The organism is Haloarcula sp. JP-L23 (assembly GCF_011602445.1).
In the GTDB taxonomy this organism is placed as follows: Archaea; Halobacteriota; Halobacteria; order Halobacteriales; family Haloarculaceae; genus Haloarcula; species Haloarcula pellucida.
Genome location: NZ_CP050014.1, coordinates 2,434,569 through 2,460,469, shown reverse-complemented (window position 1 = coordinate 2,460,469; position 25,901 = coordinate 2,434,569). Strand labels below are relative to the sequence as shown.

Annotated in this window: 24 protein-coding genes; 14 read left to right on the top strand and 10 right to left on the bottom strand. The window is 66.3% G+C overall.

The window, feature by feature from the left end; genetic code table 11:
* Positions 1–27: 27 nt before the first annotated feature.
* Positions 28–1,065, top strand: coding sequence for an NAD(P)/FAD-dependent oxidoreductase (locus G9465_RS12710; protein ID WP_166970541.1), 1,038 nt, complete (start codon positions 28–30; stop codon positions 1,063–1,065).
* Between the two features lie 15 nt (positions 1,066–1,080).
* On the opposite strand, the gene G9465_RS12705 is transcribed toward G9465_RS12710, so the two are convergent.
* Positions 1,081–2,112: a hypothetical protein gene (locus tag G9465_RS12705; protein WP_166970539.1), complete on the bottom strand. Its 1,032-nt coding sequence runs from the start codon at positions 2,110–2,112 to the stop codon at positions 1,081–1,083.
* 127 nt (positions 2,113–2,239) lie between these two features.
* Here G9465_RS12705 and rqcH point away from each other — a divergent pair, with 127 nt between their 5' ends.
* Positions 2,240–4,144 (top strand): ribosome rescue protein RqcH, encoded by a 1,905-nt coding sequence (rqcH, locus tag G9465_RS12700; protein ID WP_394353969.1) that lies wholly within the window; start codon positions 2,240–2,242, stop codon positions 4,142–4,144.
* 6 nt (positions 4,145–4,150) lie between these two features.
* On the opposite strand, the gene G9465_RS26395 is transcribed toward rqcH, so the two are convergent.
* Positions 4,151–4,297, bottom strand: a complete 147-nt coding sequence (locus G9465_RS26395; protein WP_394353968.1) for a hypothetical protein — start codon at positions 4,295–4,297, stop codon at positions 4,151–4,153.
* A 232-nt stretch (positions 4,298–4,529) separates the two neighbouring features.
* Here G9465_RS26395 and G9465_RS12695 point away from each other — a divergent pair, with 232 nt between their 5' ends.
* From G9465_RS12695 to G9465_RS12680, 4 genes are all read left to right on the top strand, one after another.
* Complete coding sequence (locus G9465_RS12695) at positions 4,530–5,231, top strand: DUF4013 domain-containing protein (RefSeq protein WP_166970537.1); 702 nt, start codon at positions 4,530–4,532, stop codon at positions 5,229–5,231.
* A 219-nt stretch (positions 5,232–5,450) separates the two neighbouring features.
* A complete protein-coding gene (locus G9465_RS12690) occupies positions 5,451–6,173 on the top strand; it encodes a DUF4013 domain-containing protein (RefSeq protein ID WP_166970534.1) in 723 nt (240 codons plus the stop codon).
* 39 nt (positions 6,174–6,212) lie between these two features.
* Positions 6,213–7,280, top strand: coding sequence for an mRNA surveillance protein pelota (locus G9465_RS12685; RefSeq protein ID WP_166970532.1), 1,068 nt, complete (start codon positions 6,213–6,215; stop codon positions 7,278–7,280).
* A gap of 122 nt (positions 7,281–7,402) precedes the next feature.
* Positions 7,403–8,560, top strand: coding sequence for an ATP-binding protein (locus G9465_RS12680; RefSeq protein ID WP_166970530.1), 1,158 nt, complete (start codon positions 7,403–7,405; stop codon positions 8,558–8,560).
* Position 8,561: 1 nt separating this feature from the next.
* Here the strand turns inward: G9465_RS12680 and G9465_RS12675 are convergent, their stop codons facing one another.
* Both G9465_RS12675 and G9465_RS12670 read right to left on the bottom strand, forming a co-directional pair.
* Positions 8,562–9,320 (bottom strand): MBL fold metallo-hydrolase, encoded by a 759-nt coding sequence (locus tag G9465_RS12675; protein WP_166970528.1) that lies wholly within the window; start codon positions 9,318–9,320, stop codon positions 8,562–8,564.
* Between the two features lie 290 nt (positions 9,321–9,610).
* Positions 9,611–10,423 carry a winged helix-turn-helix domain-containing protein gene (locus tag G9465_RS12670; protein ID WP_166970526.1) on the bottom strand — a complete coding sequence of 271 codons (813 nt, stop codon included), beginning with the start codon at positions 10,421–10,423 and terminating at the stop codon, positions 9,611–9,613.
* A gap of 159 nt (positions 10,424–10,582) precedes the next feature.
* Between G9465_RS12670 and G9465_RS12665 the strand changes: the two genes are divergently transcribed.
* A complete protein-coding gene (locus G9465_RS12665; RefSeq protein WP_166970524.1) occupies positions 10,583–13,330 on the top strand; it encodes an ATP-dependent helicase in 2,748 nt (915 codons plus the stop codon).
* A 70-nt stretch (positions 13,331–13,400) separates the two neighbouring features.
* The gene (locus G9465_RS12660; protein ID WP_166970522.1) at positions 13,401–14,027 is read left to right on the top strand and encodes a carbonic anhydrase; all 627 of its coding nucleotides are present in this window, start codon (positions 13,401–13,403) and stop codon (positions 14,025–14,027) included.
* A gap of 52 nt (positions 14,028–14,079) precedes the next feature.
* Here the strand turns inward: G9465_RS12660 and G9465_RS12655 are convergent, their stop codons facing one another.
* Positions 14,080–14,958, bottom strand: a complete 879-nt coding sequence (locus G9465_RS12655; RefSeq protein ID WP_166970520.1) for a hypothetical protein — start codon at positions 14,956–14,958, stop codon at positions 14,080–14,082.
* A 320-nt stretch (positions 14,959–15,278) separates the two neighbouring features.
* Here G9465_RS12655 and G9465_RS12650 point away from each other — a divergent pair, with 320 nt between their 5' ends.
* Both G9465_RS12650 and G9465_RS12645 read left to right on the top strand, forming a co-directional pair.
* Complete coding sequence (locus G9465_RS12650) at positions 15,279–15,740, top strand: PH domain-containing protein (protein ID WP_166970518.1); 462 nt, start codon at positions 15,279–15,281, stop codon at positions 15,738–15,740.
* Positions 15,737–17,305, top strand: a complete 1,569-nt coding sequence (locus G9465_RS12645; RefSeq protein WP_166970516.1) for a PH domain-containing protein — start codon at positions 15,737–15,739, stop codon at positions 17,303–17,305. Before G9465_RS12650 ends, G9465_RS12645 begins: the two co-directional genes overlap by 4 nt.
* Before the next feature lie 237 nt (positions 17,306–17,542).
* Here G9465_RS12645 and G9465_RS12640 read toward each other — a convergent pair whose 3' ends face one another.
* A complete protein-coding gene (locus G9465_RS12640) occupies positions 17,543–20,365 on the bottom strand; it encodes an AAA domain-containing protein (protein WP_166970514.1) in 2,823 nt (940 codons plus the stop codon).
* 264 nt (positions 20,366–20,629) lie between these two features.
* Between G9465_RS12640 and G9465_RS12635 the strand changes: the two genes are divergently transcribed.
* A complete protein-coding gene (locus G9465_RS12635) occupies positions 20,630–20,803 on the top strand; it encodes a hypothetical protein (protein WP_166970512.1) in 174 nt (57 codons plus the stop codon).
* 8 nt (positions 20,804–20,811) lie between these two features.
* On the opposite strand, the gene G9465_RS12630 is transcribed toward G9465_RS12635, so the two are convergent.
* A complete protein-coding gene (locus tag G9465_RS12630) occupies positions 20,812–21,192 on the bottom strand; it encodes a DUF2237 family protein (RefSeq protein ID WP_166970509.1) in 381 nt (126 codons plus the stop codon).
* A 117-nt stretch (positions 21,193–21,309) separates the two neighbouring features.
* Here G9465_RS12630 and G9465_RS12625 point away from each other — a divergent pair, with 117 nt between their 5' ends.
* Together G9465_RS12625 and G9465_RS12620 are read left to right on the top strand one after the other, a co-directional pair.
* The gene (locus G9465_RS12625) at positions 21,310–21,855 is read left to right on the top strand and encodes a hypothetical protein (protein WP_166970507.1); all 546 of its coding nucleotides are present in this window, start codon (positions 21,310–21,312) and stop codon (positions 21,853–21,855) included.
* Between the two features lie 40 nt (positions 21,856–21,895).
* Entirely contained in the window at positions 21,896–22,234 is a 339-nt protein-coding gene (locus tag G9465_RS12620; protein WP_166970505.1) for a hypothetical protein, read from the top strand.
* Between the two features lie 5 nt (positions 22,235–22,239).
* On the opposite strand, the gene G9465_RS12615 is transcribed toward G9465_RS12620, so the two are convergent.
* The 3 genes from G9465_RS12615 to G9465_RS12605 form a co-directional block, all read right to left on the bottom strand.
* Entirely contained in the window at positions 22,240–23,334 is a 1,095-nt protein-coding gene (locus tag G9465_RS12615) for a GNAT family N-acetyltransferase (protein ID WP_166970503.1), read from the bottom strand.
* Between the two features lie 102 nt (positions 23,335–23,436).
* Complete coding sequence (locus tag G9465_RS12610; protein ID WP_166970496.1) at positions 23,437–24,387, bottom strand: zinc-dependent metalloprotease; 951 nt, start codon at positions 24,385–24,387, stop codon at positions 23,437–23,439.
* Between the two features lie 61 nt (positions 24,388–24,448).
* Entirely contained in the window at positions 24,449–24,700 is a 252-nt protein-coding gene (locus G9465_RS12605) for a hypothetical protein (protein ID WP_166970494.1), read from the bottom strand.
* 77 nt (positions 24,701–24,777) lie between these two features.
* Between G9465_RS12605 and G9465_RS12600 the strand changes: the two genes are divergently transcribed.
* Positions 24,778–25,836, top strand: a complete 1,059-nt coding sequence (locus G9465_RS12600) for a M42 family metallopeptidase (RefSeq protein WP_166970492.1) — start codon at positions 24,778–24,780, stop codon at positions 25,834–25,836.
* Positions 25,837–25,901: the final 65 nt, after the last annotated feature.

The window sequence follows — 25,901 nt, the reverse complement described above, 5'->3', positions numbered from 1 at the left end:
TTACTCGCGTCGGCCCTCCGTCCGAGTATGATAGCGCGGTTGGCTGTCGTCGGTGCCGGAGCGGCCGGGGCCGCGGCGACCTACGCACTCCGGGACGCGCCGGTGGACGTGACCGTCTTCGAGAAGAGTCGCGGCGTCTGTGGTCGGGCGGCCACCCGGCGCAAGGACGACTGCACCTACGAGTACGGGGCGAACTATCTCAAGGACGCCGACGACCGCGTCACCGAACTGGTGACCGAGACGCTCCCGTCCGACGGTCTCGTCGACGTCGAGGCGCCGATTTACACTTTCGAGCGAACCGGCGGCATCGACGAGGGTCGGGAGGCAGACGAACACAAGTGGACCTACGAGGCCGGCATCACGCAACTCGCGAAGCGCCTGTTCGCCGAGACGGACGCGACCGTCCACAACGGCGTCCGCGTCGAGACGCTCGACCGAGCGGACGACGGGTGGCGAATCGTCGACGACGAGGAGACCGATCGGGGGCGCTACGACGCCGTCATCCTCACCCCACCGGCCCCGCAGACGGCAGACCTACTCGGACAGGCACGGTGGGACCACGACGACTGCCGGGACTTCCGACAGGCCATCGCCTCGGTGCCGTACCGCACCGTCGTCACGGGGGTCTTCCACTACCCGTTCGAACTCGACGTCCCGTGGTACGGCGCGGTCAACACCGACAAGGACCACGACGTCGGGTGGGTCGCCCGCGAGGAGTGCAAGGACGGTCACGTCCCCGACGGCGAGTCGCTGCTGGTGGTCCAGATGAACGAGCCGTGGTCGGTCGCCAACTACGACGAGCGTCCCGACCAGATGCTCTCGGCCATCGCCGACCGTACCGCGCACCTGCTGGACGACGACCGACTCACCGACCCCGACTGGACGGACTATCAGCACTGGCGGTACGCCCAACCGGAGGCCACCGTCGACCACGAGGCACTGCGGGGAGCCACCGACCACGACCTCTACTTCGCCGGCGACTGGGTAGCCGACGAACCGCGCCTCCACGCGGCAGTACGGAACGGACTGGAAACTGGCGAGGCAATCGCCGAGGACACCGCGTAGTGACGCGTGTCGTTTTCACTCGCCGGCGGTCGTCTCGCTCCGGGTACGTATCTCGAACCCGGTGTCACGCATCGTGACCGGGCCGAGAACGGGGTTCGGATACGCCGGGTGTCGGCGGGTGTGGAGGACGACTTCTTCGACGGCCGGGTCGTACGCGGCGAGGAGGTTGCGAACCGGGGGGTTCGTGACCGCCTCCTCGGGGAGCATCTGCCGGGCATCAGCCGCTCGTCGTGTGCGCGAGAGGACGTAGGTCACCGGGTCGCCGAGACCGGGGTCGGCGTCGACCGTGGCGGTATCCCCGCTACGGTCCACTCGTTCGACGGCCTCGGTGTGTGAGAACGCGAGCGGCGGGCCGCGGAGGCGGAACCGTGCCCCGACGGCTATCGGTCGGCGCGCCTCTTCCTCGTCTGCCCACCCGGCGACGACGAAGGCGTAGACGCCGCCGCCGAGACCGGCGACGGGAACACGAGTGACCGAGCCGTCGAGCCGGACGCCGCCGGTATCGGCTCTGGGGTCCAGCCGCGCCGTGGCGTCGTTGTCCACGGTGAGTCGCCACGTGCGCTGGCTACGGCCGCCGGTCGCGAGGAACCCGTCTTCCGTGCGGATGGTCGCCGGTCTGACCGTGTGCCACCGTCCGTCGACGTACTTTTGGAGTGACCACGGTGGCTTCAGGCCCGAGAGCGTCGTCTGCTGGTCCCTGAAGAACCGAAACGTGAGCGAGGCACGCGGCAGACTGGGGATTCCGGGGTCGTCTTCGGTCGGATTCGTGACGATACCGAACCCGGAGTCCGTCCCGCTGGGCGGCCCACAGACACGGCTCACGTCCCCCTGCAACTTCGGGACCCCCGGACAGCCCACGCCGTCGAGTGACGGCACCGGGTGTGCCGACCGGTCGGGGGTCGGCACCGGCGCGGGCGTGGTCACCGGCATATCGTCCGCAGACCCGCCACGCTGTCCCGGACAGCCAGCGACGACACCGCCGACCGCTGTGCCCAGCGACGCGAGAAACCGCCGGCGAGTGAGAGATTCCGACCGCGACTCGTCCATATCCGGCCATCGACTGGGTGGCTGTAATCGGTTTCGGACGCTCGCCGTCTGTCGGCCTGATTGTCACAGGTTCCCCGTCGTCCGCCGGTCCCGACAGGCCTTTGCGTCGCCGCCGACAGCCACCGACATGGACACGAAGCGGGAACTGACGAGCGTCGACCTCGCGGCCCTCGAGGGCGAACTCGCCGACTACGAGGGCGCGAAACTCGACAAGGCGTATCTCTACGCCGAGGACGACCTTGTCAGACTGAAGATGCGGGACTTCGACCGCGGGCGGGTGGAGTTCATCATCGAAGTCGGTGACGTCAAACGCGCCCACGTCGCGGCGGCCGAACACGTTCCGGATGCGCCGGGTCGTCCGCCGGACTTCGCGATGATGCTCCGGAACCGCCTCTCCGGGGCGGACCTCGTCCGCGTCGAGCAGTTCGAGTTCGACCGCATCGTCGAACTGGAGTTCGACCGCGAGGACGGGTCGACGACCATCGTCGCGGAACTGTTCGGCGACGGCAACGTCGCGGTGTTAGACGAGTACGGCGAGGTCATCGACTGTCTGGAGACGGTACGCCTGAAGTCACGCACCGTCGCGCCCGGGACGCCCTACGAGTTCCCGTCGGCGCGGTTCAACCCCCTGACCGTCGACTACGAGGGGTTCGTCGCCCGGATTCGGGAGTCCGACTCGGACATCGTCCGGACGCTGGCGACGCAACTCAACTTCGGCGGCCTCTACGGCGAGGAACTGTGTACGCGGGCGGACATCGACTACAACGTCCCCGTCGAGGAGGTGACCGACGAGCAACTCGAACGCCTCTACGAAATCGTCTCGGACCTCGGCGAGCGACTGCGGACCGGTGACCTCGATCCTCGGGTGTACTACGACACGCCCGACGGCGTCGAGGACACAGAGGAGAGCGTTGCTCCAGCGGAGCAACGAAACGGCGGCGGTGAAACCGCCAACGAGAACCGACAGCGCGTCGACGTCACGCCCATCCCGCTCGAAGAGTACGACCACCGGTACAGCGAGCCATTCGACTCGTTCAACGACGCGCTGGACGACTACTTCTTCAACTTCCAGCGGGAGCAAGAGGTCGAGGGCGGCGAGACCCAGCGCCCCGATTTCGAGGCGGAGATTTCGAAGTACGAGCACATCATCCAGCAACAGCAGGGCGCTATCGAGGACTTCGAGGCCGACGCCGAGGCCGAACGCGAGAAGGCCGAACTGCTGTACGCCCGCTACGACCTCGTCGACGAGGTCATCTCGACGGTCCAGCAGGCCCGCGGGGACGACGTGCCGTGGGACGAAATCGAGGCCACGTTCGAGGAGGGCGCAGAGCGAGGTATCGCGGCGGCGGAAGCCGTCGTCGGCGTCGACGGGAGCGAGGGGACCGTCACGCTCGACGTCGACGGTACCCGCGTCACCGTCGACGCCAGTCAGGGCGTCGAGAAGAACGCGGACGAACTGTATCAGGAGGCCAAGCGCATCGAGGGCAAGAAGGAGGGCGCCATGGCGGCCATCGAGGACACGCGCGAGGACCTCGAAGCCGTGAAACAGCGCCGCGAGGAGTGGGAGGCCGACGACACCGACGCCGCCCCGGAACCGGACGAGGCGGACGACGACGAACCCACCGACTGGCTCTCGGAACCCTCTATCCCCATCCGCAACAACGAACAGTGGTACGAGCAGTTCCGCTGGTTCCACACCTCCGACGGCTACCTCGTCATCGGCGGCCGGGACGCCGACGACAACGAGGAACTCGTCCAGAAGTACTGCGAGCGGGGTGACAAGTTCTTCCACGCACAGGCCCACGGTGGCCCGGTCACGGTGCTGAAGGCGACGGGGCCGAGCGAACCCGCTCAAGAGGTCGACTTCCCCGAATCCTCGCTGGAGGAAGCGGCGCAGTTCGCCGTCTCGTACTCCTCGGTCTGGAAGGACGGGAAGTTCGCGGGCGACGTGTACATGGTCGACCCGGAGCAGGTGTCGAAGACCCCGAGAGCGGCGAGTATCTGGAGAAGGCGGGTTCGCCGTCCGCGGTGACCGGACCTACTTCGAGGACACGCCGGTCGGCGTCGCCGTCGGCATCACCTGCGAGGACCGGACGCAGGTCATCGGCGGCCCGCCCGCCGCAATCCGCCCGAACGCGGCGACGAGCATCACCGTCGAACCGGGCCAGTACGCCCAGAACGACATCGCCAAGCGCCTCTACCGGGAGTTCAAGGACCGCTTCACCGACGAGACGTTCGTCCGGAAAGTCGCCAGCCCCGACAAGATTCAGGAGTTCCTCCCGCCGGGCGGGAGTCGGATGGTCGACGAGTAGCACGGCTCACGCACGTTGATATACTTGCTGGTCGTAGTATAGGTGTAGAGACGCGGGGCGGCGTACAGACAGGACGACACCCCGACGACGTCTCGGGAGCCAACAATGTTTCAAGAAGCCCTAAACTACCCACGGAACAGCGACAGCGCGGTCAAGAACGTCGTCGTCGGCGGCCTACTACTGCTCTTTAGCTTTCTGCTCGTCCCGACCTTCCTCGTCTTCGGGTACCTCGCCCGGACGCTCCGGCACGTACTCGACGGCGTCGAGGAACCCCCGGCGTTCGACGACTGGGGTGCGATGCTCGTCGACGGCCTGAAGCTGTTCGCCATCGGGTTCGTCTACGCGTTGCTGCCCACGGCCATCGCAATCGCGGCGCTGTTCGCCACCGGCGTCACCGCCGGCATCGGCGGGAGCAACGGCGGGACGGGGCTGGCAATCGGCCTCATCGCCGTCGTGACGGCGCTCCTCGTGGCCGTCGTCTCGTTGCTCGTCGCATACGTGATTCCGGCGGCCGTCGTCGCGTGGGTCCGCACCGACCGTCTCGGCGCGGCGTTCTCGCCCGCCGAACTCCGCCCGATGGCCTTCAGCCGAACCTACGCCACCGGGTGGCTCGTCGCCGTCGGTATCAGCCTGCTGGGCGGCATCGTCGTCGGCCTGTTGAACGTCGTGGTCGTCGGTGCCATCCTCGCCCCCTTCATCACGTTCTACGCGAACGTCGCGGGGGCCCACGCAATCGGCTCGGCGGTCCGGGAGATGCCCGCCGTCGAGGAGGGGCCCGACGCCCCGGCCAGCCAACCCGCAGCCTGAGCGGTCGAGTGCGTGGTGGACCGGATTTTCTGTGACAATCAGCGTCCAAGTGACGACCAGCAGCTATCGAGCGTGCCCGAATCTGGCATGCTACTCGTAGTGTCTTTTCAGCCCGTCTTTATCCCCTCGGCAGGCGTACTTCCGTTCGTTACTGCCACGCCGGGCCGACGCCGAGCGTTCTCGTTCGCGCCGCTGACGGAGGCGGTGACGGTGATTGCCATGTTCGAAGACGCACTCAGATTTCCGTGGAACGGCGACAAGAAAGTCGAGACGCTACTCGTCGGGGGCGTGTTGAGTCTGCTGGGGTTCCTGTTCGTCCCGCTCCTGTTCGTGTACGGCTACCTCGTCCGCGTCGTCCGACAGGTGGCGGCGGGCAACACCGAGGCACCACCCGTGTTCGACGAGTGGGGTGACCTCCTCGTAGACGGTGTCGTCGCTTTCGTCATCTCGCTCGTGTACCTGCTGGTCCCCGTGATTGCCATCGCCGTCGCGGCGTTCCTGTTCCTCGTTCCCGCCACCATCGTCGAGGGCGGGACCGGGCCACGGACCGGACTGCTCGCCGCCGGGGGCGTTCTGGTCGCGTTGCTGGTGCTGTCCGTGACGCTGGTGCTGTTGCTCGTCGCACTGTACCTCTTTCCGGCGGGCGTCGCCGCCTACGCCCGGACGGGTCGGTTCGGCGCGGCGTTCTCGCTCGGTGACCTCCGGTCCGTCGCGGGCGACCGGCGCTACGCGATGGGATGGCTCGTCTTCGTCGCCATCGGCGTCCTCGCACAGATACTCGCTGGCGCCGTCGCGGCCACCGGCGTCGGCGCACTACTGGTGCCGTTCGTCGTGTTCTACGGCAACGTCGCCGGCGCTTACGCCATCGGGGCCGGCGTCGCCGACGTCGACATAGCGAGCGAGACGGACGAGGACGCGACTACCGGCCAGCCCGCAGTGTGAATAGCAGGGCACTTGTGGACGGGCGGCCCACCACTCGGTATGCAGATTAAAAGCCGGCAGGCCACCGGCGAGGGTCGCGAACGCGTCGAGGTGGTCCCCGAGACGCTCGACGACCTCTGGCACCTCTCGCACATCGTCGAACCCGGAGACCACGTCTCCGGTGACACCACGCGGCGCATCCAGCGCAACGACGACACCCTCCGTGACAAGGGCGGGGAGCGCGAACCGATGTGGTTGAAGATCGAGGTCACCGACGTCGAGTTCGCGAAGTTCGCGAACCGCCTCCGAATCGGTGGCGAAATCGTCGACTGTTCCCGGGAGGACCAACTGGGCTTTCACCACACGCTGAACGTCGAGGAACACACCGAACTGACCGTCGAGAAGCGTTGGAAACCGGACCAGAACGACCGACTGGAGGAAGCCGTCGAAGCCACCGAGAACCCCGACGTGGCTATCGCCACCGTCGAGGAGGGCGAGGCCCACGTCCATACCGTCGCACAGTACGGCACCGAAGAGCGAGCGTCCATCACGTCGACGACGGGGAAAGGCGACTACGCCCGGCCCCGCGACGAACTGTTCGCCGAACTCGCTGCCGTCCTCAAACGGCAGGACGTGGACGCCTACATCCTCGCCGGCCCCGGGTTCACGAAACAGGACGCGCTGGACTACTTCGAGGAGGAGATTCCGGACATCGCAGCGCAGATTACCGTCGTCGACACCGCCGCTGTCGGTGACCGTGGCGTCCACGAGGTACTGAAACGTGGCGCCGTCGAGGACGTCCAGCAACAGACCCGAATCGCCGAGGAGGCCGACCTCATCGACGAACTCATGGCCCGCATCGGCGAGGGGAGCGAGGTGGCCTACGGCCCCGATGAGGTGGCCAAAGCCGCCGACTTCGGCGCCATCGAGACGCTGTTGGTACTCGACGACCGACTGCGCGAAGAACGGTCGGGCGAGGGCGACTGGGACGTCGACGTCGACCACATCATCGAGACCACCGAGCAGAAAGGCGGGTCGGTGACCGTCTTCTCCGCGGAGTTCGCACCCGGACAGCAACTGTCGAACCTCGGCGGTATCGCCGCACTCCTTCGCTACCGTCTCGACTGACACTGCGTCGTGAATGCGGGTCGGTCCGACACCGACCCGGAGTATCGTATCTTGTAATCGCCCGAAACGGTTTTTCCTTGTCTTACCCTGTAGTGGGTATACACTCCGCGGGAGTGGCTTGGATGGTATTCGAAGAACAACCGGACTTCGCGCGGCAGGTGGCCGACTTGAACAAGTACGGTCAGGCGCTCAATCGGTGTGAGACCGTCGAAGAGGTGGTCTCGCTGACACTGGAAGCGATGTCGCTGCTCTTTCAGTTCTCTTACTCGACCTTCATCGAGGTTCGTGATGGTGACCCGCGTGTGGTCCACAGTACCAACCCCCGGTTGGCCAAGGGTGACCAACCGAGCGCCGTCGCGGTCCGAGCGCTGGAGGCCGGCGAGACTGTCATCGCGACCGGCGACGAGGCGGGCATGACCACCGACTCCGACGTGACCGCCACGCTCGCCGTCCCGACGCAGGTCGGCGGGGAAGTGACGGCGATACTGGTGACTCGCTCTACGTCCGTCGAGTCCTTCGGCGAAGAACAGAGTCGCCCGCTGGAGATTCTGGCCTCCCACGCCGGGACGGCCATCAGCAACATTCGCTCCCGAGAACATCTCGAACGCGCACGGCAGGACTTAGAGACGCGAAAGGAGATGATAGAGATGTACGACCGCCTCCTGCGCCACGACCTCGGTAACGACTTGCAGGTCATCGCGGGGTTCGCAGACGCCGTCGCGGCGGACGTCGACGGGCAGACCGAGGAGTACGTCGAGAAGATACAGCGGGCGGCCCGGAGTTCCGCGGACCTCATCGAACGCGTCGGGAGCCTCGTCTCGACGCTCGAAGCACAGGACGAACCGGAACCGCGTGACATCGGGGCGTTACTCGGGACGACGGTCAGCGAAGTTGCGGGGAACTACGAGAATCTGTCGGTCGACTTCGACTCGGAAGCGTTCGACTACCGAGTGTACGGCGGTGAACTGCTCGACTCGGTGTTTGCGAATCTCGTCTCGAATGCTGCCGTCCACAACGATGGCGACGTGCGGATGCGCGTCTACGAAGAAGAACTCGGGACCGGGCAAGTCGTCGTCGGGTTCGCAGACGACGGCAGCGGCGTCCAGGAGGACGTCCGTGAGCGCATCTTCGAGATGGGGGCGAAGGGACCGGACAGTTCCGGGAGCGGGTTCGGTCTCGGCTTCGTCCGCGCGCTGACCGAGTCCTACGGGGGAAGCGTAAGCGTCGGCGAGAGCGAGATGGGCGGGGCGGACTTCCGGGTCACGCTCCAGCGCGTCTGAGTCACCGCTCGTCGACCGTTATCGAGAGGCCGTCCTCTGCGAACCGCACGTCGCCGTCGTACGCCTCGCCGAGCGACGACAGCATCTCCTCGTGTCGTCCCTCCGTATGCGGATAGAGGTGCGTGAGATAGACGCGGCCGATATCGGCGTCTGCTCCAGCGAGTGCATCGCCGAGTGCCGCCGGAGTCGGATGGTTCGAGACGTCGACGTCGTCGGGAAACGAGCAGTCGTGGACGAACACGGCCACGCCGTCGGCGAACTCGACGAGGTCGGTGAACGCCTCCGAGTCGCCGCTGAACGCTATCGTCGGCCCGCCGGCCGCGGGCGTCACCCGGTAGGCGAAACACTGCATCGAGTGTCGCGTCTCGCGGTGCTCGACGTCGAACCCGGCGAGCGAGACGGGGCCGTCGACGTCCCGGAGCGTCAAATCGAGGCGGTCCTGCATGTACTCGTGGACCGAGAGCAGGTCATCGACGAGCGACCGGGTCCCGGGCGGGCCGGCTATCGTCAGGTCGGTCTCGCCGGCCAGCCACCGGGCTTTCAGCAGGACGTCGAGGTCCGAGACGTGGTCTAGGTGGTGGTGAGTGAGCAGGACGGTGTCGACGCCCTCGTACCCACGGTCCGTGCGGGCGAGCGCATTGAGGACGCCGCTACCGCAGTCGATCAACAGAGCGTCACCGTCGCTCTCGACCAGATAGCCGGACTGTGCGCGGTGACCGGTCGGCATAGCGCTGCCGGTGCCGAGAAACGTCAGTCGCATACGCGGGACCACCGCTCGGAGAAGCAAAGGTATTGGTGTCGTCAGCGGGTGGGGGACTGCGATTGAGTGGGGAGGGGAACGGGGGACCGCTCAGGGCCGCGTCAGCGGAGGGGTGGGCAGCGGATGGCCGCCAACGGGGACCGGTGGGGCGGTGACAGGGGAGCGTGCCACCGGATCAGGGCGGAATCGGGTGAACCGGGTCGCCCCGCGACGGCGCAATTCAGGGTTGTACCGGGTATATAAAAAGTCCATCTGAGGCTCAAAACGAGTTTTGAGCGACCGGAACCCGGTCAGTAGTCGGCGTAGGCGAGCGTCACCGCGACGATAGCGACGACGAGGAGGCCGCCGAGAAAGAACGCCAGCCCCGGTTCGATCTCGAACCCACCGCCGGCCGCCGTCGTCGCCACCTCCGTCGCCATATCGAGGGCTCCAGATTCCTCTGTCGCCACCTCGGTGGGGGCCGGAGTCGGCGTCTGCGTCTCCGTCGCTTCGGCGATGCTGATACCGCCGCCGTCGCCGCCAGCGGTCGTCTCGACCTCCGTCTCTGTCGAGACAGCCGTTGGTGTCTCGGTCGCATTCCCTCCCTGTGAGGACACCGAGTAACCGCCGTCCGCCCCGCTTGACTCGGCACCGTCTCCCGAGGCGGCCGTCCCGAACGGGAACGGGACGTTGCCGAGCAGTATCTGGAGGACGAGACTGGCGGCGGTCAGGATACCGACGGCGGGCATCAGGCGCTTGACGAGCGACTTGAGCGACCGCTTCCGGTCCCGCGTGCCGACGAACAGCACGAGGGGGTCCTCGGGCGGTTCGTACACCTTCATCTCTTGGCCCTTCTCGGAGTACTGGGTCCCGGCGACGGCGATGAGTTCCTCGCGTTCGAGCTTTTCGAGGTGGTAGGAGACCTTCTGAATAGACATCCCCAGTCGGTCGGCGAGTTCGGAGGGCGTTCCCGGGTCGTCGTAGACGGCGTTGAGTATCTCGCGGGCCGTCTCAGAAGAGAGCGCGTCCAGGACAGCGGAGACGTCGTCGTCGACACCGACGATCTGGAGTTCCCCGTCCTGTGACGCGCTCGCGTCGGGACCACGCGAGGGCAGCAGGGACATGTACGACTCACTGAATCCCAGCGTAATGAATCTCGTGGAGACTCCGGTGTGGATTTGACTGTTCGGCCGGCGGGACTAATCCGATCTTAACCCCGGTGCCTAGCTATCGTGGCGGAACCCACTTCCCCCCGCAGTCCTACCGAATCACCAGAGCCGACAATGGGTGGACGAGAGCGCCTCGCAGCGACCGACCCCGACTTCGACCCGGATGCGGTCGCCATCGACGACGCGGACGTACTGGACTGTCTCGCGCCCGTCGTACAGGACTGGTGGGTCGAGCAGTTCGGCGAGTTCGTCCCCGGTAACGGCGGCTTCTTCACACCGCCACAGAAGGAGGCTATCCCGCTCATCCACGGTGGCGAGAACGCCCTCATCTGTGCGCCGACGGGGTCGGGTAAGACGCTCGCCTCCTTTACGGGCATCATCAACGAACTGTTCGCGAAGGCCCGCGAGGACGAACTGGACAACTCCGTCTACTGTCTGTACGTCTCACCGCTGAAGTCACTGGCCAACGACATCCACCGGAATCTGGAGGTGCCGCTAGCGGGCATCACCGAGAAACTCGACGAGAAGGGCGAGGACGTGGAGATTCGCCACGCCATCCGGCACGGCGATACGAGCGACAGCGAGCGACAGGCGATGCTTTCGACGACGCCCCACATCCTCAACACGACGCCGGAGACGCTCGCCATCCTGCTCAACTCCCCGAAGTTCAAGGCGAAACTGGAGACGGTCGAGTACGTCGTCGTCGACGAGATTCACAGCCTCGCCGAGAACAAGCGGGGGACCCACCTCTCCGTGTCGCTGGAACGGCTCGAAGCGATGGCCGAGGGGTCGCCGACCCGAATCGGCTGTTCGGCGACGGTCGAACCGCTCGACACGGTCGCGGAGTTCCTCGTCGGGCGCGAGGACCCCGGCGGCGAGTCCCGCCCGTACGAAATCGTCGACACCCGGTTCGCGCGGGACTTCGACGTGGAACTGACGACGCCGACGGACGACCTCATCGACACGCCCGGAGACGTCGTCACCGAGCGCTTCTACCGCGAACTCCACGAGCAGATTCAGGACCACACGAACACGCTCGTCTTTACGAACACGCGCTCCGGGGCCGAACGCGTCCTCCAGAACCTCCGCGAGAACTTCGGCGACTACGACGAGGACAACTCCGGGTGTCACCACGGGTCCCTGTCGAAGGAGAAACGACAGGGCATCGAGCAGGCGCTGAAAGACGGCGAACTGGACGTGGTGACCACCTCGACGAGTCTGGAACTGGGCATCGACATGCCGTACATCGACCTCGTCGTACAGGTAGGCTCACCCAAATCGGTGGCCTCGCTCCTCCAGCGAGTCGGCCGCGCGGGCCACCAACTCGGACAGACAGTCGAGGGCCGCGTGGTCGCGCTGGACCGGGACGAACTCATCGAGTGTGCGGTGATGCTACAGAAAGCCGAGGACGGCTTCGTCGACCGGGTGTTCATCCCCGAGAACGCACAGGACGTGGCGACACAGCACGTCTACGGGATGGCCATCAACCGGGTCCGGCCCGAGCAGGAGGTGAAAGGCATCCTCCGACGGGCCTACCCCTACCGGAACTACACGGACGAGTCGTGGGAACAGCTCTGTCGCTATCTCACTGCGGACTACCCCGGGATGGCGGACCGGAACGTCTATGCGAAGATTTGGCGGGACACGAACGACCCGCCGGACGGGGAGTACCACTACGAGGAATACGCCGTGGGCGAACCGCTCGTCGGCAAGCGCGGCCGTCTCGCCCGAGTCATCTACATGACCAACATCGGGACCATCCCCGATTCGTTCACCTGTGACGTCTTCGTCCGGGGCGGCGACGAGTGGGTGGGCCAGTTAGACGAGGCGTATCTGGACACACTGGAGCAAGGCGACGTGTTCGTCCTCGGCGGGTCGAACTACGAGTACCGCTATCGCCGCGGGTCGAAGGTGTACGTCGACCCGACGAGCGCGCGGCCGACGGTGCCCTCGTGGTTCTCCGAGCGCCTGCCGCTCTCGTATGACCTCGGCGGTGAGATACTCACCTTCCAGCGGGAGTTGCTCGGCAAACTCGAACGCGGCGGGATGTCCGAGGTGCGAAACTGGCTCCGGGACTTCCCCCTCGACGAGAACAGCGTCCGCGCCATCGCGCGGATGTTTCGCGAGCAGGTGGCCTACGCCGGGGCAGAGAGCGTCGCCACGGACGAGCGACTGGTGATAGAGGAGGCGATGGACCACGACGAGTACGAACGGCGCTACTACGTCCACTCGAACTACGGGCGGCGGTTCAACGACGGGCTCTCGCGCCTGCTCGCCTACCGCGTGGCACAAGCGGCCAACGCCAACGTGCAGGTGGCCGTCGCCGACAACGGCTTCACCCTCTCGATGCCGCTGAACCGCAAGGTCGACATCCAGCGCGTCCTCGAAGGCATCGACCCCGACGACGTGCGCGAGGACCTGCGAGCGAGTCTGGACGGCACCGACCTCCTCCAGCGGTACTTCCGCATCAACGCCACGCGCTCGCTGATGATTCTGAAGCGGTACAAGGGGTACGAGAAGTCCGCCAGCGAACAGCAGGTGTCCTCCGAGATGCTCCTCGGGTTCGCCGAAGACCTCGGCGACTTCGCCGTCGTCGAGGAGACGTATCGGGAGATTCTGGCGGACAAACTCAACGTCGCGGGCATCGAGGACGTGTTGACAGACGTCGAACGCGGTGCCGTCGACGTGGTCTCGACGCGGGTCGATTCGCCGTCGCCCCGCGCGTTCGGACTCGCGACGCTGATGGCCAGCGACGTCGTCCTCGCCGAAGACGAGTCAGCCGTCCTCGAAGAGTTCCACCGGCGCGTCCTCGAAGAGATAGAGGGCGACGACGCCGACCGGTCTGTCGCGACGGACGACTGAGCGTCGTAGATGCCGGTACTAGTTGCCCAAATGATAAGACGGGTGGCGTCAGCTACCGTAGTGCTGACTAATGCCACACCACACACACGGTGAGGACCGAGCGGAACCGGAACCCGGACACGTCCACGAGTCCGTCGACGCCGACGTCGACGCCCGCGACGACTGGGCGCGGCGTCGACGGAAAGGCATCCCGACGGACAAGCAACTGCTCGTCGTCGCCTGCATGGACGAGCGAATCCCAGTCGAGGAGGCCCTCGGACTCTCGCTCGGGGACGCACAGATATATCGGAACGCCGGCGGGAAGGTGACGGACGACGTCGTCCGGTCGGCGGCGCTGACGACGCAGTTCTTCGAGACGACCGAGATCATCGTCGTGAACCACACCGACTGCGGGATGATGAGCGCGAGCGACGAGGACGTGGTCGCGGGACTGGAAGCCGCCGCAGGCGGGGACCTAGACGACGTCGACGTGGACCCGTCGCTGCCGGACCTGAACCTCGGCGACCACTCGGTGGCGGAGTGGGTACGCATGACTGACGACATCGACGAAGCCTGTGCGGCACAGGTCGAGTACCTGCGGAACCACGAGTTGATTCCCGAGAACGTAACGGTGACGGGGTACGTCTACGAGGTGGAGAGCGGTCACCTGCGTCGCCCCGGCGAGCGGGTCGCCGAAGACGTCAACGAACGGGTGTGAGACGGGTCGGCCCCTCCGGTAGAGACGGAGTCGGTAGCCGACTGACTCCGACTCACTCGTCCGCGCCGTCGAACTCGGTGAACGCCTCGATAGAGACGTACAGGCCGTCGCGAGCTCCCGGTTGCATGACGTAGGTTGTCGGGTAGACATCCGCGACGGGGTACACCTCCGGCGTCTTCATCTGAACGACCTGTTCTTCGTCGAGACCGTCGATGAACTCTGTCGTCACCATCGGTTCGACGAAGGTCAACTGCCCGGTGCCGTCGCCGTCCGTGTCGTACGCGCCGTAGATGTTCGTGTGCGTGAACGACCCGTCGGGTTGGAACTCCGCCCCCGTCGTATCGATGAGGTGTTCGCCCATCTCTCCCTCGACGAGCGGCGTGTCGGGTTCGCCGTCGCCATCGGCATCTATCACCGGCAGGCGCTGGTAGTCCGTCGGAATCTGTGCGTCCGGAATGTCGAACGTCGCCGGACCGGTGACGATGGTCTCGACCATCTCTTCTGGAACCGTGTAGAAATGAAAGTCGTAGTGAGGGACGGTGTAGACGCCCGGCGGTGGATGACCTTCCGGATTGTAGTGGAACCCCACGAAAGTGAACTGATGCGTGTCCACCGACGCGGGGAGCGCAAGATGTGCGTCCAGTGCGTCCTCGTCGAACACCGCCAGTGCGTCGGCGTCCATGTAGACGCCGAGTGACGAGAGGTTCCCCTGTGGGTTCGTCGTCGCGTAGGACTGCACCATCCCGTCGAGGAAGTCGATATCGTCGCCCCACACCACCTCGTGGTTCTGTGGTTTCGGATGCGCTGCCGTCCGCGCTGAGAAGGCCCTCCCCCCGGCGATGACCCCTCCTGCGAGTACGGCACTCGTCGCTAGACCCCGCTTGAGCGCATCGCGCCGTGTCAATCCTGTCTCTGGCTGTTGGTCGGGCATCGGAATCTGGGCGACACGTGTCGCCCGAACGTGAAGACACGACGCTGTCACATAGTTATAGATATCGAAGATACCGGTAGCAAAGAGTACTCTCTGGCCCTGCAGGCGGTGTCGCGGTAATTGTCGAATACGTAGCATGGTCGTCACCGGTAGCGCTCCGGTGACTGGCGAGTGTTCTATCGCCCCGGTGAGACGTCGACGCCGTTCCGTAGCGAGGTGTCAGCCGCGGTACACCCCGGGCGTCGTCCTCTCCCAGACCTCAGCAGGTCGGTCCCTCCGTGGCCCCACACTTAATCCACGCCTCGCCCTACGGTGGCAGTATGGAGTCGTTGCACCCGCGAGTCAGACTGCTGTGGGCCGGCCGGACAGTCGTCTCCGCGTCCGTACTGCTGGGACTCGTGGTACTGATAGACCGGTTTTTCTTCTCGTTACCGCTGGAACTGGCGGCCGCCGGATGGGCGCTACTGGTCGTTCTCGGTACCGTGCACGCGGCGTTCGCACACCGAATCTGGCGCTTCGGGTTGCAGGACGACGCGCTGTTTCTCGTTCGCGGCGTGTTGACCCGCCGGGACACGTCGGTCCCCTACGTCAGGGTCCAGCACGTCGACACGACCCGCGGTCCGATAGAGCGGACGGCGGGCCTCGCCAGCGTCGTCGTCTACACCGCCGGGTCGCGCGGCGCGGACATCACCATCCCCGGTCTCCGCCCGGAACGAGCGACGGAACTACGAGAACGCCTCCGTGACCTCGCCAGCGAGAGCGAGGCCACCGACGCAGTATGAGACGACTGCATCCCCGAAGTGCGGTCCGGCGCGTCGGCCGTGCGGTGGTACAGGGCGCGGTCTTCGGCTTCTTCGTCGGGACGGCGCTGGCCGGGACGCTCGGCCTGCCGTCGTGGGTCGGCCCCGCGCTCGCTCCACTCGGCGCGACGGTCACGGGCGGGTTCGCGCTGGTTCGGTACTATCGGTTCCGCTATGCGATTACCGGCGGCACGCTGGCCGTCGAGTCTGGCGTGTTCGCCCGCCAGTCACGCGAGATACCGCTCGGGCGGATTCAGAACGTCGACCTCCGGCAGGGCGTCGTGAATCGATTGCTGGGGCTGACCGTCGTCGACTTCGAGACGGCCGGCGGGAGCACCACCGAGGCCTCGCTGGACGCCGTCGCCCCCGAGGAGGCCGACCGACTCCGCCGCCTCGTCCAGCGCTACGGCCGCGATAGCGACGAGCGAGACGCGGCGACGACCGAGACGTCGACGGACGAGCCCGTCGGTTCGGGGCCGACCGAGCAGGACGAGGTGACAGACCTGTTTGCCTTCTCGTGGCGCGACCTGCTGACCTACGCCGTCGTCTCTGTCCGACCGGCCGCGCCGGTGCTGACGCTCGCCGGCCTGCCGCTGGGTGGTGACCTCGTCGCCGCCGTTGTCCGGTTCAACCTCACGCTGGTCGGTGCCGAACCGGCGCTGACGCCGTCGGTGCTGGACGCGTTCGGACCGCCGAGACTGGTCGCCCTCGCCCTGCTGACGCTCGTCCAGTTCCTGCTGACGGCGCTGGTGGTCAGCGTCGTGCTCACCGTCGTCGAGTACTACGACTTCCGCCTGTTTCGGGAGGGCGACGACTTGCGGTATCAGCGTGGCCTGATTCGGCGGTACAGCGGCACCATCCCGCTGTCGAAGGTCCAGACAGTGACGGTCAAGGAGAACGTCCTGATGCGACGGTTCGGACTGGCCACCCTCGTCGTCGAGACAGCGGGCTACAGCGGCGGGAACCAGCAGTCCGCACAGGGCGTCGCGGTGCCGATGGCACCTCGCGAAGAGGTGTACGAACTCGCACGGGACATCGAACCGTTCGGGACCTTCGAGTTCGAGCGACCGCCGACCCGTGCACGTCGGCGGTACGCGTTCCGCTTCGCGTTCGTCACCGCCGTCCTCACCGGCGTCGGCTACGCCGTCGACACGTTCGGTCTGGGGACTGGCTTCTGGTGGGTCTTGCTCGGTCTGTTCGTCCTCGTCCCCCCGGCGGCCCACCTTCGGTGGCGCCATCGTGGGTTCGTGCTGGACGACGACGTTCTGGCCACGCGCTCGGGGTTCTGGTCACAGACGACGCGGATCGTGCCGTACTACCGTGTCCAGACGGTGTTCGTCGGTCGGTCGCCGTTCCAGCGTCGTCGTGACCTCGCGACGGTCACCGCGGATACCGCCAGCACGGCGAGCATCTTCGGCGGGTCCGCGACCGCCTACGACGTCGACGAGGCGACGGCAAGCGACCTCCGGGCCGAACTCCGGAGACGACTGTACACGGACTTGCTGGCCCGAAAGCACGCTCGTCTCACTGCCAGCGACAACGAGTAGGAGTCACGGAAACGGGCCGTCTCCGTGCCGCCGAACCGTACGGCTACGAACGGCCGAGCGCCTCGAACGCCGGCCTCACTCGATGTGTCGCGTGCCACACTGCTTGCAGGAGAACAGCGTCCCATCGGATAGGTCTTGTTCGGCCGCCAGCGGGAAGCCACAGTCGGGGCAGTCCGTCATACGTTATATTCGCGGCCGACGGGGTTTAAAACACGGCGCTACCTATGCAGGGTCGCACTAGTTCTCCGCCCACTCGACTAGCCGCCCGTACACCTCGTCCGTCCCGAGAGCGTCGGCGTCGCCCACGAGCACGAGGGCCTTTTTCGCCCGCGTCATCGCGACGTTGATGCGCCGGTAGTCCTCGAATATCGGCCCCTCCAGCGTCTCCGTCGCGACGAAGGAGACGACGATGACCTCTTTGCTCGACCCCTGGAAGCGGTCGACGGTGTCGACGGCCACGTCGGGCAGTCGGCGGTCGAGTTCGGCGACCTGCGCCCGGAACGGCGCGATGACGCCGACGTCCTCTGCAGGGACGCCGGCCTCGCGGTACGCCGCTACCACCTCGGCGACGGCGTCGGCCTCGACGGGGTTGGTGTTGCCCGTCTGGGTCCCTCCGGGGTCGACGAACGAGACTCTGTCTCGGAGGTGCTCGGGCAGGGCGTCCATCGAGACGCCCGGGAGGTCGTCGATTCGCTGGCCCGCGACCTCGCCGGTCGCCGGGCGCAACTGGCCGTCGTAGAACTCTCTAGAGGCGAAGGCCTGAATGTGCTGGGCCATCCGGTACTGCCGGTCCAGCATCACCCCGGCGTCGGGATGCGTCTCGATGAGACGCTGGAACAGCGACGTCGAGAGGGTGGCGTCCTCGGACTGGACGACGGGCGGGAGTTGCTGGTGGTCCCCGACGAGGGCGAACCGGTCGGCGAGCGTCGTCGCCGCCAGCGTCCCGGGTTCGGTCAACTGTCCGGCCTCGTCGACGACGGCCACGTCGAACGACTGGCTCTGCATGGCCGTCCCACCGCAGGTGGCCGTCGTCGCCGCGACCACCTGCGCGTTCTGGAGTGTCGCCGCACACTCGCCCGGGTCGCCGGACTGCTCTAGCCGGTAGTTCTGCATGTCCTCGCGCACGCCGCTCTCGGTACCGACGCGAACGATATCGGTGAATCCCTGTTCTTCGAGTGCCTCGATGGCGTTGTCGACGGCGCGGTTGGTAAAGGCCGACAGCAGGACCCGGTCGCCCCGGTCGACCAGTGCCCGGACCATCCGCGCGAGCGTGTAGGTCTTCCCGGTTCCCGGCGGGCCGTGGACCAGCGCGAAGTCCTCGGCACCGACCGCCAACTGGACGGCCTCGTTCTGGGCCTCGTTGTTGTCGATGAACGTCTCCTCGACCGTCTCGAACTCGGGGTCCCGTCGTCCGAACAGCACGTCCTTCTGCTCGGGGGGTTGCGTGAGCAGGGCGTCGTGGAGTGCGTTCTGGAGGCGGTCGGTGGTCAGTTCCGAGGGGTAGATGTCGAGACGGCGCAGGTCCAGCGGTTCGTCGGCGGTGACGACTATCTCCTCGCCGCTGCTCACGGTTTCACCGTTCGCGTCTTCCGAGGCGCTTCGCGCCTCGCCAATCCGTTCGACCCGCGCCAGTTCCGCGTCCCCGGTCACCGGGTCGCCGTCGCTGGCCATCACGAGGTCGCCTTCCCGAATCTTCGAGACGGCCCCGGTACCCCTCGCTCGGAGTTCCCAGCGACCGCTGTCGAGTTCCGTCCGTCCCACCGGTTCGAGGTCGACGAGCGCCCGGTCGTCAGCGGCGCGTTCCTCGGCGGTCTGCTCCCAGAGTTTCGCGTACTCGCGGTGGACCGCCCGCCGCTCGGCCTCGATGGCCGTATAGAACCGCTCGAAGTAGTCCCGCTCTGCTTCGGGGATGGCGACGCCGACCTGTCCGGCCTTCGACTCTTGGTCGAGACGGCCGGAGACGGCCATACAGGTGTCCTGCTCGAAGCAGTACTCGCACTTGGCGTTGGCCTCGTAGCCCGTCGGAACGCCGGTGTCGTGTTCCATCGCCGCGATGGCGTTTCGGGTCCGAATCACGTAGTTCAGCAGACCTGACCCGATGGAGAACTCCTTGGCCGGCGAGAGGTCGCCGCTCTCCTCGCTCCGGTCGACGGCGGCGTTTTTCGTATACAGGAGCGTCCCGGTGTCGGGGGCGGCTTCGATAGGCGTCGTCGTCCCGCCGTCACCGGCCATCACGGCGCTCGCGTCCAGCGAGTTCGCCGCCCGTTCGCCGAGCATCAGCGCGTACGCCGTCGCCTGAATCTTGTCCTGAAAGCGCGGCTCTCGCTTCGTGTTCTTCCCGGTCTTGAGTTCGACCGGCATCCCGCGGCGGACGGCGTCGGCCCGCCCTTTCATCCCGTAGCGCTCGGAGATGAGCGTCATCTCGGAGCGCCACTCGCTCTCCGCGGGACTGAAATCCCGCTCAGAGCTGTCAGCGGCTGTCGCCGCGCTGTCCTCGTCCGTGAGCGTCCCCTGCTGGAGCCACCCCTCGATGGCCTTCGCGTGGGCGCGCACGTCGCCGGCCACCTCGTCGGCCTCTCGGCCGAGCAAGCCGATGTCCAGCCCGGCGGCTTCGATTTGGTCCTCGATGGCCGCCTCGACGTCCCGGCTCCGGAGGAGGTCACCGAACACCTCGTGGACGACGGTCCCTTTCACGAGCGGATACGCGAGGTCGGCCCCGTCCAGTTTTCGGAGGTAGTACATCCGGGGGCACTGCACCCACGCTCGGATGTCCGTCACGTCGACGAGGAAGTCCGGTTCGACGACGACGGTGGCGTCGCTCCCGACGGAGTACTGCGTCTCACCCTGATACTGCCGTTCGTCGGGGTCGTAGACCGCCAGTTCCATCCCCGGTTCGAGGACGTCGGCCGTCTCGGTCCACTTCCCCCAGAGCGTGACCGTCGTCGGGTCGCCGGCCCCGCGGTCCGGACGGAGCGTCACCTCACAGAGGTCGCTCTCGCCGTACTGCGTGTTCACGGTCTTCGGGTCGCTCACCTCGACGACGGGGCCGCGAAGTTGCACGGCATGAGTCACGGCGGGGCACGGAAAAACGCTGTCGGTCACTCCGCTTTGCGACGACGGCGACCCGAGCGCTGACTCGTGAGTGTCGGGCGCGGTCCCCGCTGCCTCTCAGTCGAATCGGCGATACTGTCGTGCAGAGTGAACTTTTCATTTTGACGCAGATGACGGCAAGAAGTAGGCACTATCTGCGACAGCTCCACTCGAATGTCTTCTTATCAATTTAGTTTCGCCACATTCATTTATTCGGAGAGGGAACAACCAGATATGAGCGCGGAAACCGAGTCGGCCGAGAGTCGTCCCGTCGATACGCCACAGGTCGTCGCCGCCGTCGACGAGACGGACGGCCAGCGTCGCCTCGTCGTCGCCGACATCACGACCGACGAGGCGTGGCTGTCGGTTCCGACGAACGCCGCCGCGTCGCTCTCTGAGTGGCGATAGCTCGCGTTTCAGACCTCCGTCTCGTTCTCGTGACTGTAACTCCGAAGCGTCTCCAGTGAGACGTCTTCGAGGACGTCTTCGCTCGTGGCCGCCAGCACGACCGGCGGCGCGTAGCCGTCCTCGTGGGCCGCTATCCAGCGCGGGACGCAGATACACCATCGGTCGCCCGGTTCGAGGCCCGGGAAGTTCAGTTCGGGGCGCGGCGTGACGAGGTCGTTGCCGGCCGCCTTGCTGTACTCCAGAAACGCCTCGGTCATCACCGCACAGATTTCGTGCCGGCCGGGGTCACGTTGCAGCGGGTAGCAGTAACCGTCCCGCATGAACCCGGTCACCGGGTCCTGCGAACAGCCTTCGAGGTCGCCACCGAGGACGTTCGACTCGCTCTCCATACTGCTAGCTCCGGGTGTTTGCGTAAAGGGGTTCGGCTCTCCCGTCGGGCCGTGACCGACGGCGTATCGCGGAGACCGATGCCTTCATTCTGACGCGGGACCAACCACCGACCGACAATGCGCGTTCGTGACTGGCAGGACATCATCGAGGACGTGATGGACAGCAACGCCGACCCCGGCGGGTGGCGCGCCGTCGGCGGGGACCGCACGAACGGCATCGGCGAAGACCTGTACGTCGGCCACCCCTCCTCCGGGGTCTACCAGCTAAAGACGTACGCGAAGAACCCCTTCGAGGTGCAGGGCGTCGGGACGCGGGTCGCACGCCGCATCGACGAGGACATCGACCCCCTGTTCCCCGAGGACGGGACCGGGCTGTTCGGCGTCCAGCAAGCCCCCGAGGACGAGGACGACGCCGAGGAGAAGGCGAAGAACCTCGAAACCGTCCTCGAGACGCACGCCGACGCGCCGACGACGCCGCGCGCCATGCTCGAAGACGTCCTCGACGCCGTCGACTCGCCGGCCTACGGCCCGATGGAGTTCGACCAGTACGACCGCCCGGAGCGGATGGACTCGCTGACCGATACCTTCGAGGAAGCCGAGGAACTGCTCGACAAGGAGTTCGAGGACGTCATCGAGGAAGACGTCGAACGAGGATTCTACTGATGACACACCGAGACGAAAGCGACAGGAAACGGTGCCGCTGATGGTCGGTCCTTCGATTACCAGAACGGACCGCGAGAAGTTCCTCAAGCGACTGAAAATCGGCTTCGCGGTGCTGGTGGGCGGGTCGATGGCGCTGGTCACGCTCTGGGGTGGTGCGGAACTGCCGCTCGTCGTCGGCATCGCCGTCGGTACGACCGTCGTCGGACGTCTCCTTGCGGAGTTCACGTTCCCCGACAGCATCGCCGAGACTCCCTACGAGGACACGAACGACCGCGGGCCGAAACCCGGCGTCCGAACACAGCGACGGCGCTCCGAGTCGGACGAAGACGGCCTCACACGGGCGACGGACGGCAACGGACGGCGCTCGAACCGCGAGTAGCGACGTCATCCCACGTGTTTGAGGTACAGTGAACGACCGGCGGCGAAGACGTCCCAGACGGGACTGACACCGTGTTCCCAGACGAGCGTCGGAATCGCCTGTCCGCCGAACCCTTCCTTGTACCGGAACACGCCGTTCTCGTAGTCTGGTTTCGTCGTCCCGAGGTCGTAGGTGTCGTACCCGTTCGCGATGCCCCATCGGATGACGTAATCGTAGAGGCGCTCGGACGTGTGATGCTCGAAGTACCGCTCCGGAACGGCAGAGAGGTAGCCGTGGACCGACGACTGTTCCTCATCCAACATCTCCAGCAGTCCGCCCGCGTACTGCCCGTCGACGCGTGCGGTCACGAGGAGCAACCGGTCGTCCATGTCCAGCAACTCCTCGAAGAACCGGAACGGGAACGGGTCAGTGCCGATACGAGCCATCACCTGCTCGTAGGTCCGGTAGTATCGCTCGAGCGTGTCCCACGTCACCGGTTCTTCGACGACCTCCAGTCGGTCTGTTTCGCGTCCACGTTCGATCCCCCGGCGTCGTGACCGACTCATCCCCGCGAGGACGTCGTCGTACCCCCGTGTGAGGTGCAACAAGAAGCGACAGCGCCGCCGGTTCGGGACATAGTCGTGAGCCTGTAACACCGTGTTGTACCGGACGTAACTTGGGTCCAGCGCCCGTATCTCGTGGACGATGGTACGGGGCGACAGCATGTCGGGTACCGCGTCGAGCAGTTCCGAGAGTATGGCGTCCGTGTCGGTCGTCATGACGGGGCCGCCGAATCCGGGGTCGACCGAGGTCAGTCGGCGGAACGGTGGCCGGTCGGTCCCTTCCAGCGGGGCGACGAAGTTCGGAAAGAGGCCGACGAGGTTGCCGTCCTTCTCGACGACGAGGTGACGGGGCGTGCGGTCGAGGCCGGCCTCGACGGCGTCGAGCCACTCGTACCGGTGGAAGACGCTGCCGCGACTCGCGTGTTCGACGACGTGGTTCCACTCGTCGCGACACACTTCGCGAACCGAATCGACGATGTCGACGTCCAGTCGGGACCGGCCGCTCGTCAGCGAACCGTCTCTACCGATTCCGGACGCGAGACGACTGACGAGGCTCATCCGGGCCTCGCTTACTCGAAGTGGTGACTATGTAATGGTGGGATTTCGGGCGGTAAGCTGTGATATCGCGGTGGGACTCTCGCTCGTCGGCCTGTGGGACGCTTACGGGTCGACGCGCTCTATCCACAGCGACGGGGTCGCTATCTCGTCGTCGGTCGGGAGCGTCTCCGGGGAGTCCCACACCCGACCGGCGGCCGCGACGCCGCGTTCGTCGGCCACGGCCTCGAAGAACGCCTTCCCGCGTTCGTACTGCTGTCGTTTCATCCCGAGGCCGAGGACGCGACGGACGAGTTCGGCGACCGGGCCGCGCCCCTGTCGTCGCTCGTCGACCTTCCGCCGAAGGTCGTCGTACTCGTCATCGAAGGCGCGGTCCATCAGCAACTCCGCGTACCCCTCGACGGCGGTCATCGTCGTGTCGAGTTCGCCCAGCGAATCGCGGTCCAGATTGCCGTCCGTGAGGCGGTCGATGGCCTCCTCCATCGTCTCCTCCATGTGGTCGGAGAGCCACGGCGCGGCCCCGAACTCGGCGGCGTGTGTCACCTCGTGGAACGCAATCCAGCGGCGGAACCGGTCGTGGTCCACGTCGAGTTGGTCGGCGACCTTCCGGATGTTCGGCCGGACGAAGTACAGGGCGTGGTCGTCGCCGTCGGCGAGCAAGAGGGGGTCGTACTGCCCGAGGACGTTGTTTCCGAGGAAGGAGAGCGCGAACGCCATCGACCCGGTGTTGACCACGCGGGCGACGCCGGGGATGAACTCCGCTTGCTGTTCGATAGGCGCCATCACTCGCTCGAAGGTGGCGACGTTGGCGTCTATCCAGTGGTGTCGGTGCTGAATCTCGACCGTTTCGGGGAGGTCGAAGTCGAGTTGCCCGACTTCCCGGACGCGATCCCGGGCGTCCCGGACGTCCGTCGCGTACCCCTGTCGCTCCGTGGCGGATACGTCGAGGTCGCCGGGGTCCGTCGCCGACTTCGCGGCCTCGGCGACGGCGGTCCAGTCTATCGGACCGTCACCAGAAGCGCCGGCGACGGCGCGAACGCTATGATATAATCCCATACCCGAAGGAGGGGACGGGGCGGCATAGTCCTTCTCCCCACCTGCGGGGGTGTCCTCGACCCTATTCGTCGTCCATATCGACGGACGGCAGGTCCTCGTCGTCGCTCCCGCCGAGCAGTTTCTTGCCGGCCGCGACCACGCCGACGAGGGCGAGGAGGACGACCAGTGCGAGGAGGCCGCCCCGACCACCGGAGTCGCTCGCCTCGCTTTCGTCGGCGGCCGTCTCGGCAGTCTCGTCGCTTCCGACACCGGGTGCGTTCGCGGTGAACTCGGCGCCGTCCAGATGCAGTTCGAGGAGGGTGAATTTCGCCATGCTGATACTTCGCCGGCCCGGCTCTTATCGGTTGTGGCGGCCCCGTAATTCTTCACAGATGGCGGCATAGGCCGGGTATGGACGACCGACGACGGACCTTCCTCGAATCGCTACTGACCATACCGGCCCCATCCGGCTACGAAGCCGACAGTCAGCGGGTGTGGGTAGAGTACGTACGCGAGTTCGCCGACGAGGTACGCACCGACGACTACGGGAACGCCGTCGCCACACTCCACGGCAACGACACGTCGGTCGCGCTGGCGGGTCACGGCGACGAGATCGGGTTCATCGTCCGCGACGTGACCGACGACGGGTTCCTCCGCATCGAGCGCATCGGCGGCTCCGACAAGACGGTCTCTCGCGGGCAACACGTCACGGTCCACACCGCCGACGGGCCACTGTCCGGCGTCGTGGGGCAGACGGCTATCCACCTCCGAGACCCCGACGACGAGAGCGTTCCCGAGGTGGCAGAGCAGCACATCGACGTGGGTGCCGAGGACGGCGACGAACTCGAAGAACTGGTCGACCGCGGGGACCCGGTGACGTTTCAGCAGACCCTCAGCGAACTCGAAAACGGTCGGCTGGCCGCTCGCGGGATGGACAACCGAATCGGAATCTGGGCCGCCGCGGAGGGCCTGCGCCGGGCCGCGGAGCGCGGCGTCGACGCCACCGTGCACGCCGTCTCGACGGTACAGGAGGAGGTCGGGCTACAGGGAGCGAAGATGGTGGGCTTCGACCTCGACCCGGACGCCGTCCTCGCCGTCGACGTTACCCACGCGACGGACGCCCCGGACTCGCCCGGGAAGCGCTCGAACGGCATCGAACTCGGCGGCGGGCCGGTGGTCGCTCGCGGGAGCGCTAACCACCCCGTCGTCGTCGAGGCGCTTCGCGAGGCCGGTGCCGACGAGGAGTTAGCCGTCCAGTTGCAGGCCGCGGGCATCAGGACGGGCACGGACGCCGACGCGTTCTTCACCGCCCGGGGCGGTATCCCGGCGGCCAACGTCGGCCTGCCGAACCGATACATGCACACGCCCGTCGAAGTCATCGACCCCGAGGACTTAGACGGCGTCGCGGACCTGCTCGCTGGATTCGCGGTCCGCGCCGACGACCACGCACCGTTCAGCGTCGAGGTCTGATACTGCCGGCTGTACCAGTTCGAACGGATTCGCCACCCCGGATGACGACCATCGTCACGAACGTA

What these genes read in the sequence shown, in the direction of transcription:
- G9465_RS12710 (WP_166970541.1), top strand. Translation starts at nt 28, where the DNA reads ATGATAGCGCGGTTGGCTGTCGTCGGTGCCGGAGCGGCCGGGGCCGCG.
- G9465_RS12705 (WP_166970539.1), bottom strand. Translation starts at nt 2,112, where the DNA reads ATGGACGAGTCGCGGTCGGAATCTCTCACTCGCCGGCGGTTTCTCGCG.
- rqcH (WP_394353969.1), top strand. Translation starts at nt 2,240, where the DNA reads ATGGACACGAAGCGGGAACTGACGAGCGTCGACCTCGCGGCCCTCGAG.
- G9465_RS26395 (WP_394353968.1), bottom strand. Translation starts at nt 4,297, where the DNA reads ATGTCGTTCTGGGCGTACTGGCCCGGTTCGACGGTGATGCTCGTCGCC.
- G9465_RS12695 (WP_166970537.1), top strand. Translation starts at nt 4,530, where the DNA reads ATGTTTCAAGAAGCCCTAAACTACCCACGGAACAGCGACAGCGCGGTC.
- G9465_RS12690 (WP_166970534.1), top strand. Translation starts at nt 5,451, where the DNA reads ATGTTCGAAGACGCACTCAGATTTCCGTGGAACGGCGACAAGAAAGTC.
- G9465_RS12685 (WP_166970532.1), top strand. Translation starts at nt 6,213, where the DNA reads ATGCAGATTAAAAGCCGGCAGGCCACCGGCGAGGGTCGCGAACGCGTC.
- G9465_RS12680 (WP_166970530.1), top strand. Translation starts at nt 7,403, where the DNA reads ATGGTATTCGAAGAACAACCGGACTTCGCGCGGCAGGTGGCCGACTTG.
- G9465_RS12675 (WP_166970528.1), bottom strand. Translation starts at nt 9,320, where the DNA reads ATGCGACTGACGTTTCTCGGCACCGGCAGCGCTATGCCGACCGGTCAC.
- G9465_RS12670 (WP_166970526.1), bottom strand. Translation starts at nt 10,423, where the DNA reads ATGTCCCTGCTGCCCTCGCGTGGTCCCGACGCGAGCGCGTCACAGGAC.
- G9465_RS12665 (WP_166970524.1), top strand. Translation starts at nt 10,583, where the DNA reads ATGGGTGGACGAGAGCGCCTCGCAGCGACCGACCCCGACTTCGACCCG.
- G9465_RS12660 (WP_166970522.1), top strand. Translation starts at nt 13,401, where the DNA reads ATGCCACACCACACACACGGTGAGGACCGAGCGGAACCGGAACCCGGA.
- G9465_RS12655 (WP_166970520.1), bottom strand. Translation starts at nt 14,958, where the DNA reads ATGCCCGACCAACAGCCAGAGACAGGATTGACACGGCGCGATGCGCTC.
- G9465_RS12650 (WP_166970518.1), top strand. Translation starts at nt 15,279, where the DNA reads ATGGAGTCGTTGCACCCGCGAGTCAGACTGCTGTGGGCCGGCCGGACA.
- G9465_RS12645 (WP_166970516.1), top strand. Translation starts at nt 15,737, where the DNA reads ATGAGACGACTGCATCCCCGAAGTGCGGTCCGGCGCGTCGGCCGTGCG.
- G9465_RS12635 (WP_166970512.1), top strand. Translation starts at nt 20,630, where the DNA reads ATGAGCGCGGAAACCGAGTCGGCCGAGAGTCGTCCCGTCGATACGCCA.
- G9465_RS12630 (WP_166970509.1), bottom strand. Translation starts at nt 21,192, where the DNA reads ATGGAGAGCGAGTCGAACGTCCTCGGTGGCGACCTCGAAGGCTGTTCG.
- G9465_RS12625 (WP_166970507.1), top strand. Translation starts at nt 21,310, where the DNA reads ATGCGCGTTCGTGACTGGCAGGACATCATCGAGGACGTGATGGACAGC.
- G9465_RS12620 (WP_166970505.1), top strand. Translation starts at nt 21,896, where the DNA reads ATGGTCGGTCCTTCGATTACCAGAACGGACCGCGAGAAGTTCCTCAAG.
- G9465_RS12615 (WP_166970503.1), bottom strand. Translation starts at nt 23,334, where the DNA reads ATGAGCCTCGTCAGTCGTCTCGCGTCCGGAATCGGTAGAGACGGTTCG.
- G9465_RS12610 (WP_166970496.1), bottom strand. Translation starts at nt 24,387, where the DNA reads ATGGGATTATATCATAGCGTTCGCGCCGTCGCCGGCGCTTCTGGTGAC.
- G9465_RS12605 (WP_166970494.1), bottom strand. Translation starts at nt 24,700, where the DNA reads ATGGCGAAATTCACCCTCCTCGAACTGCATCTGGACGGCGCCGAGTTC.
- G9465_RS12600 (WP_166970492.1), top strand. Translation starts at nt 24,778, where the DNA reads ATGGACGACCGACGACGGACCTTCCTCGAATCGCTACTGACCATACCG.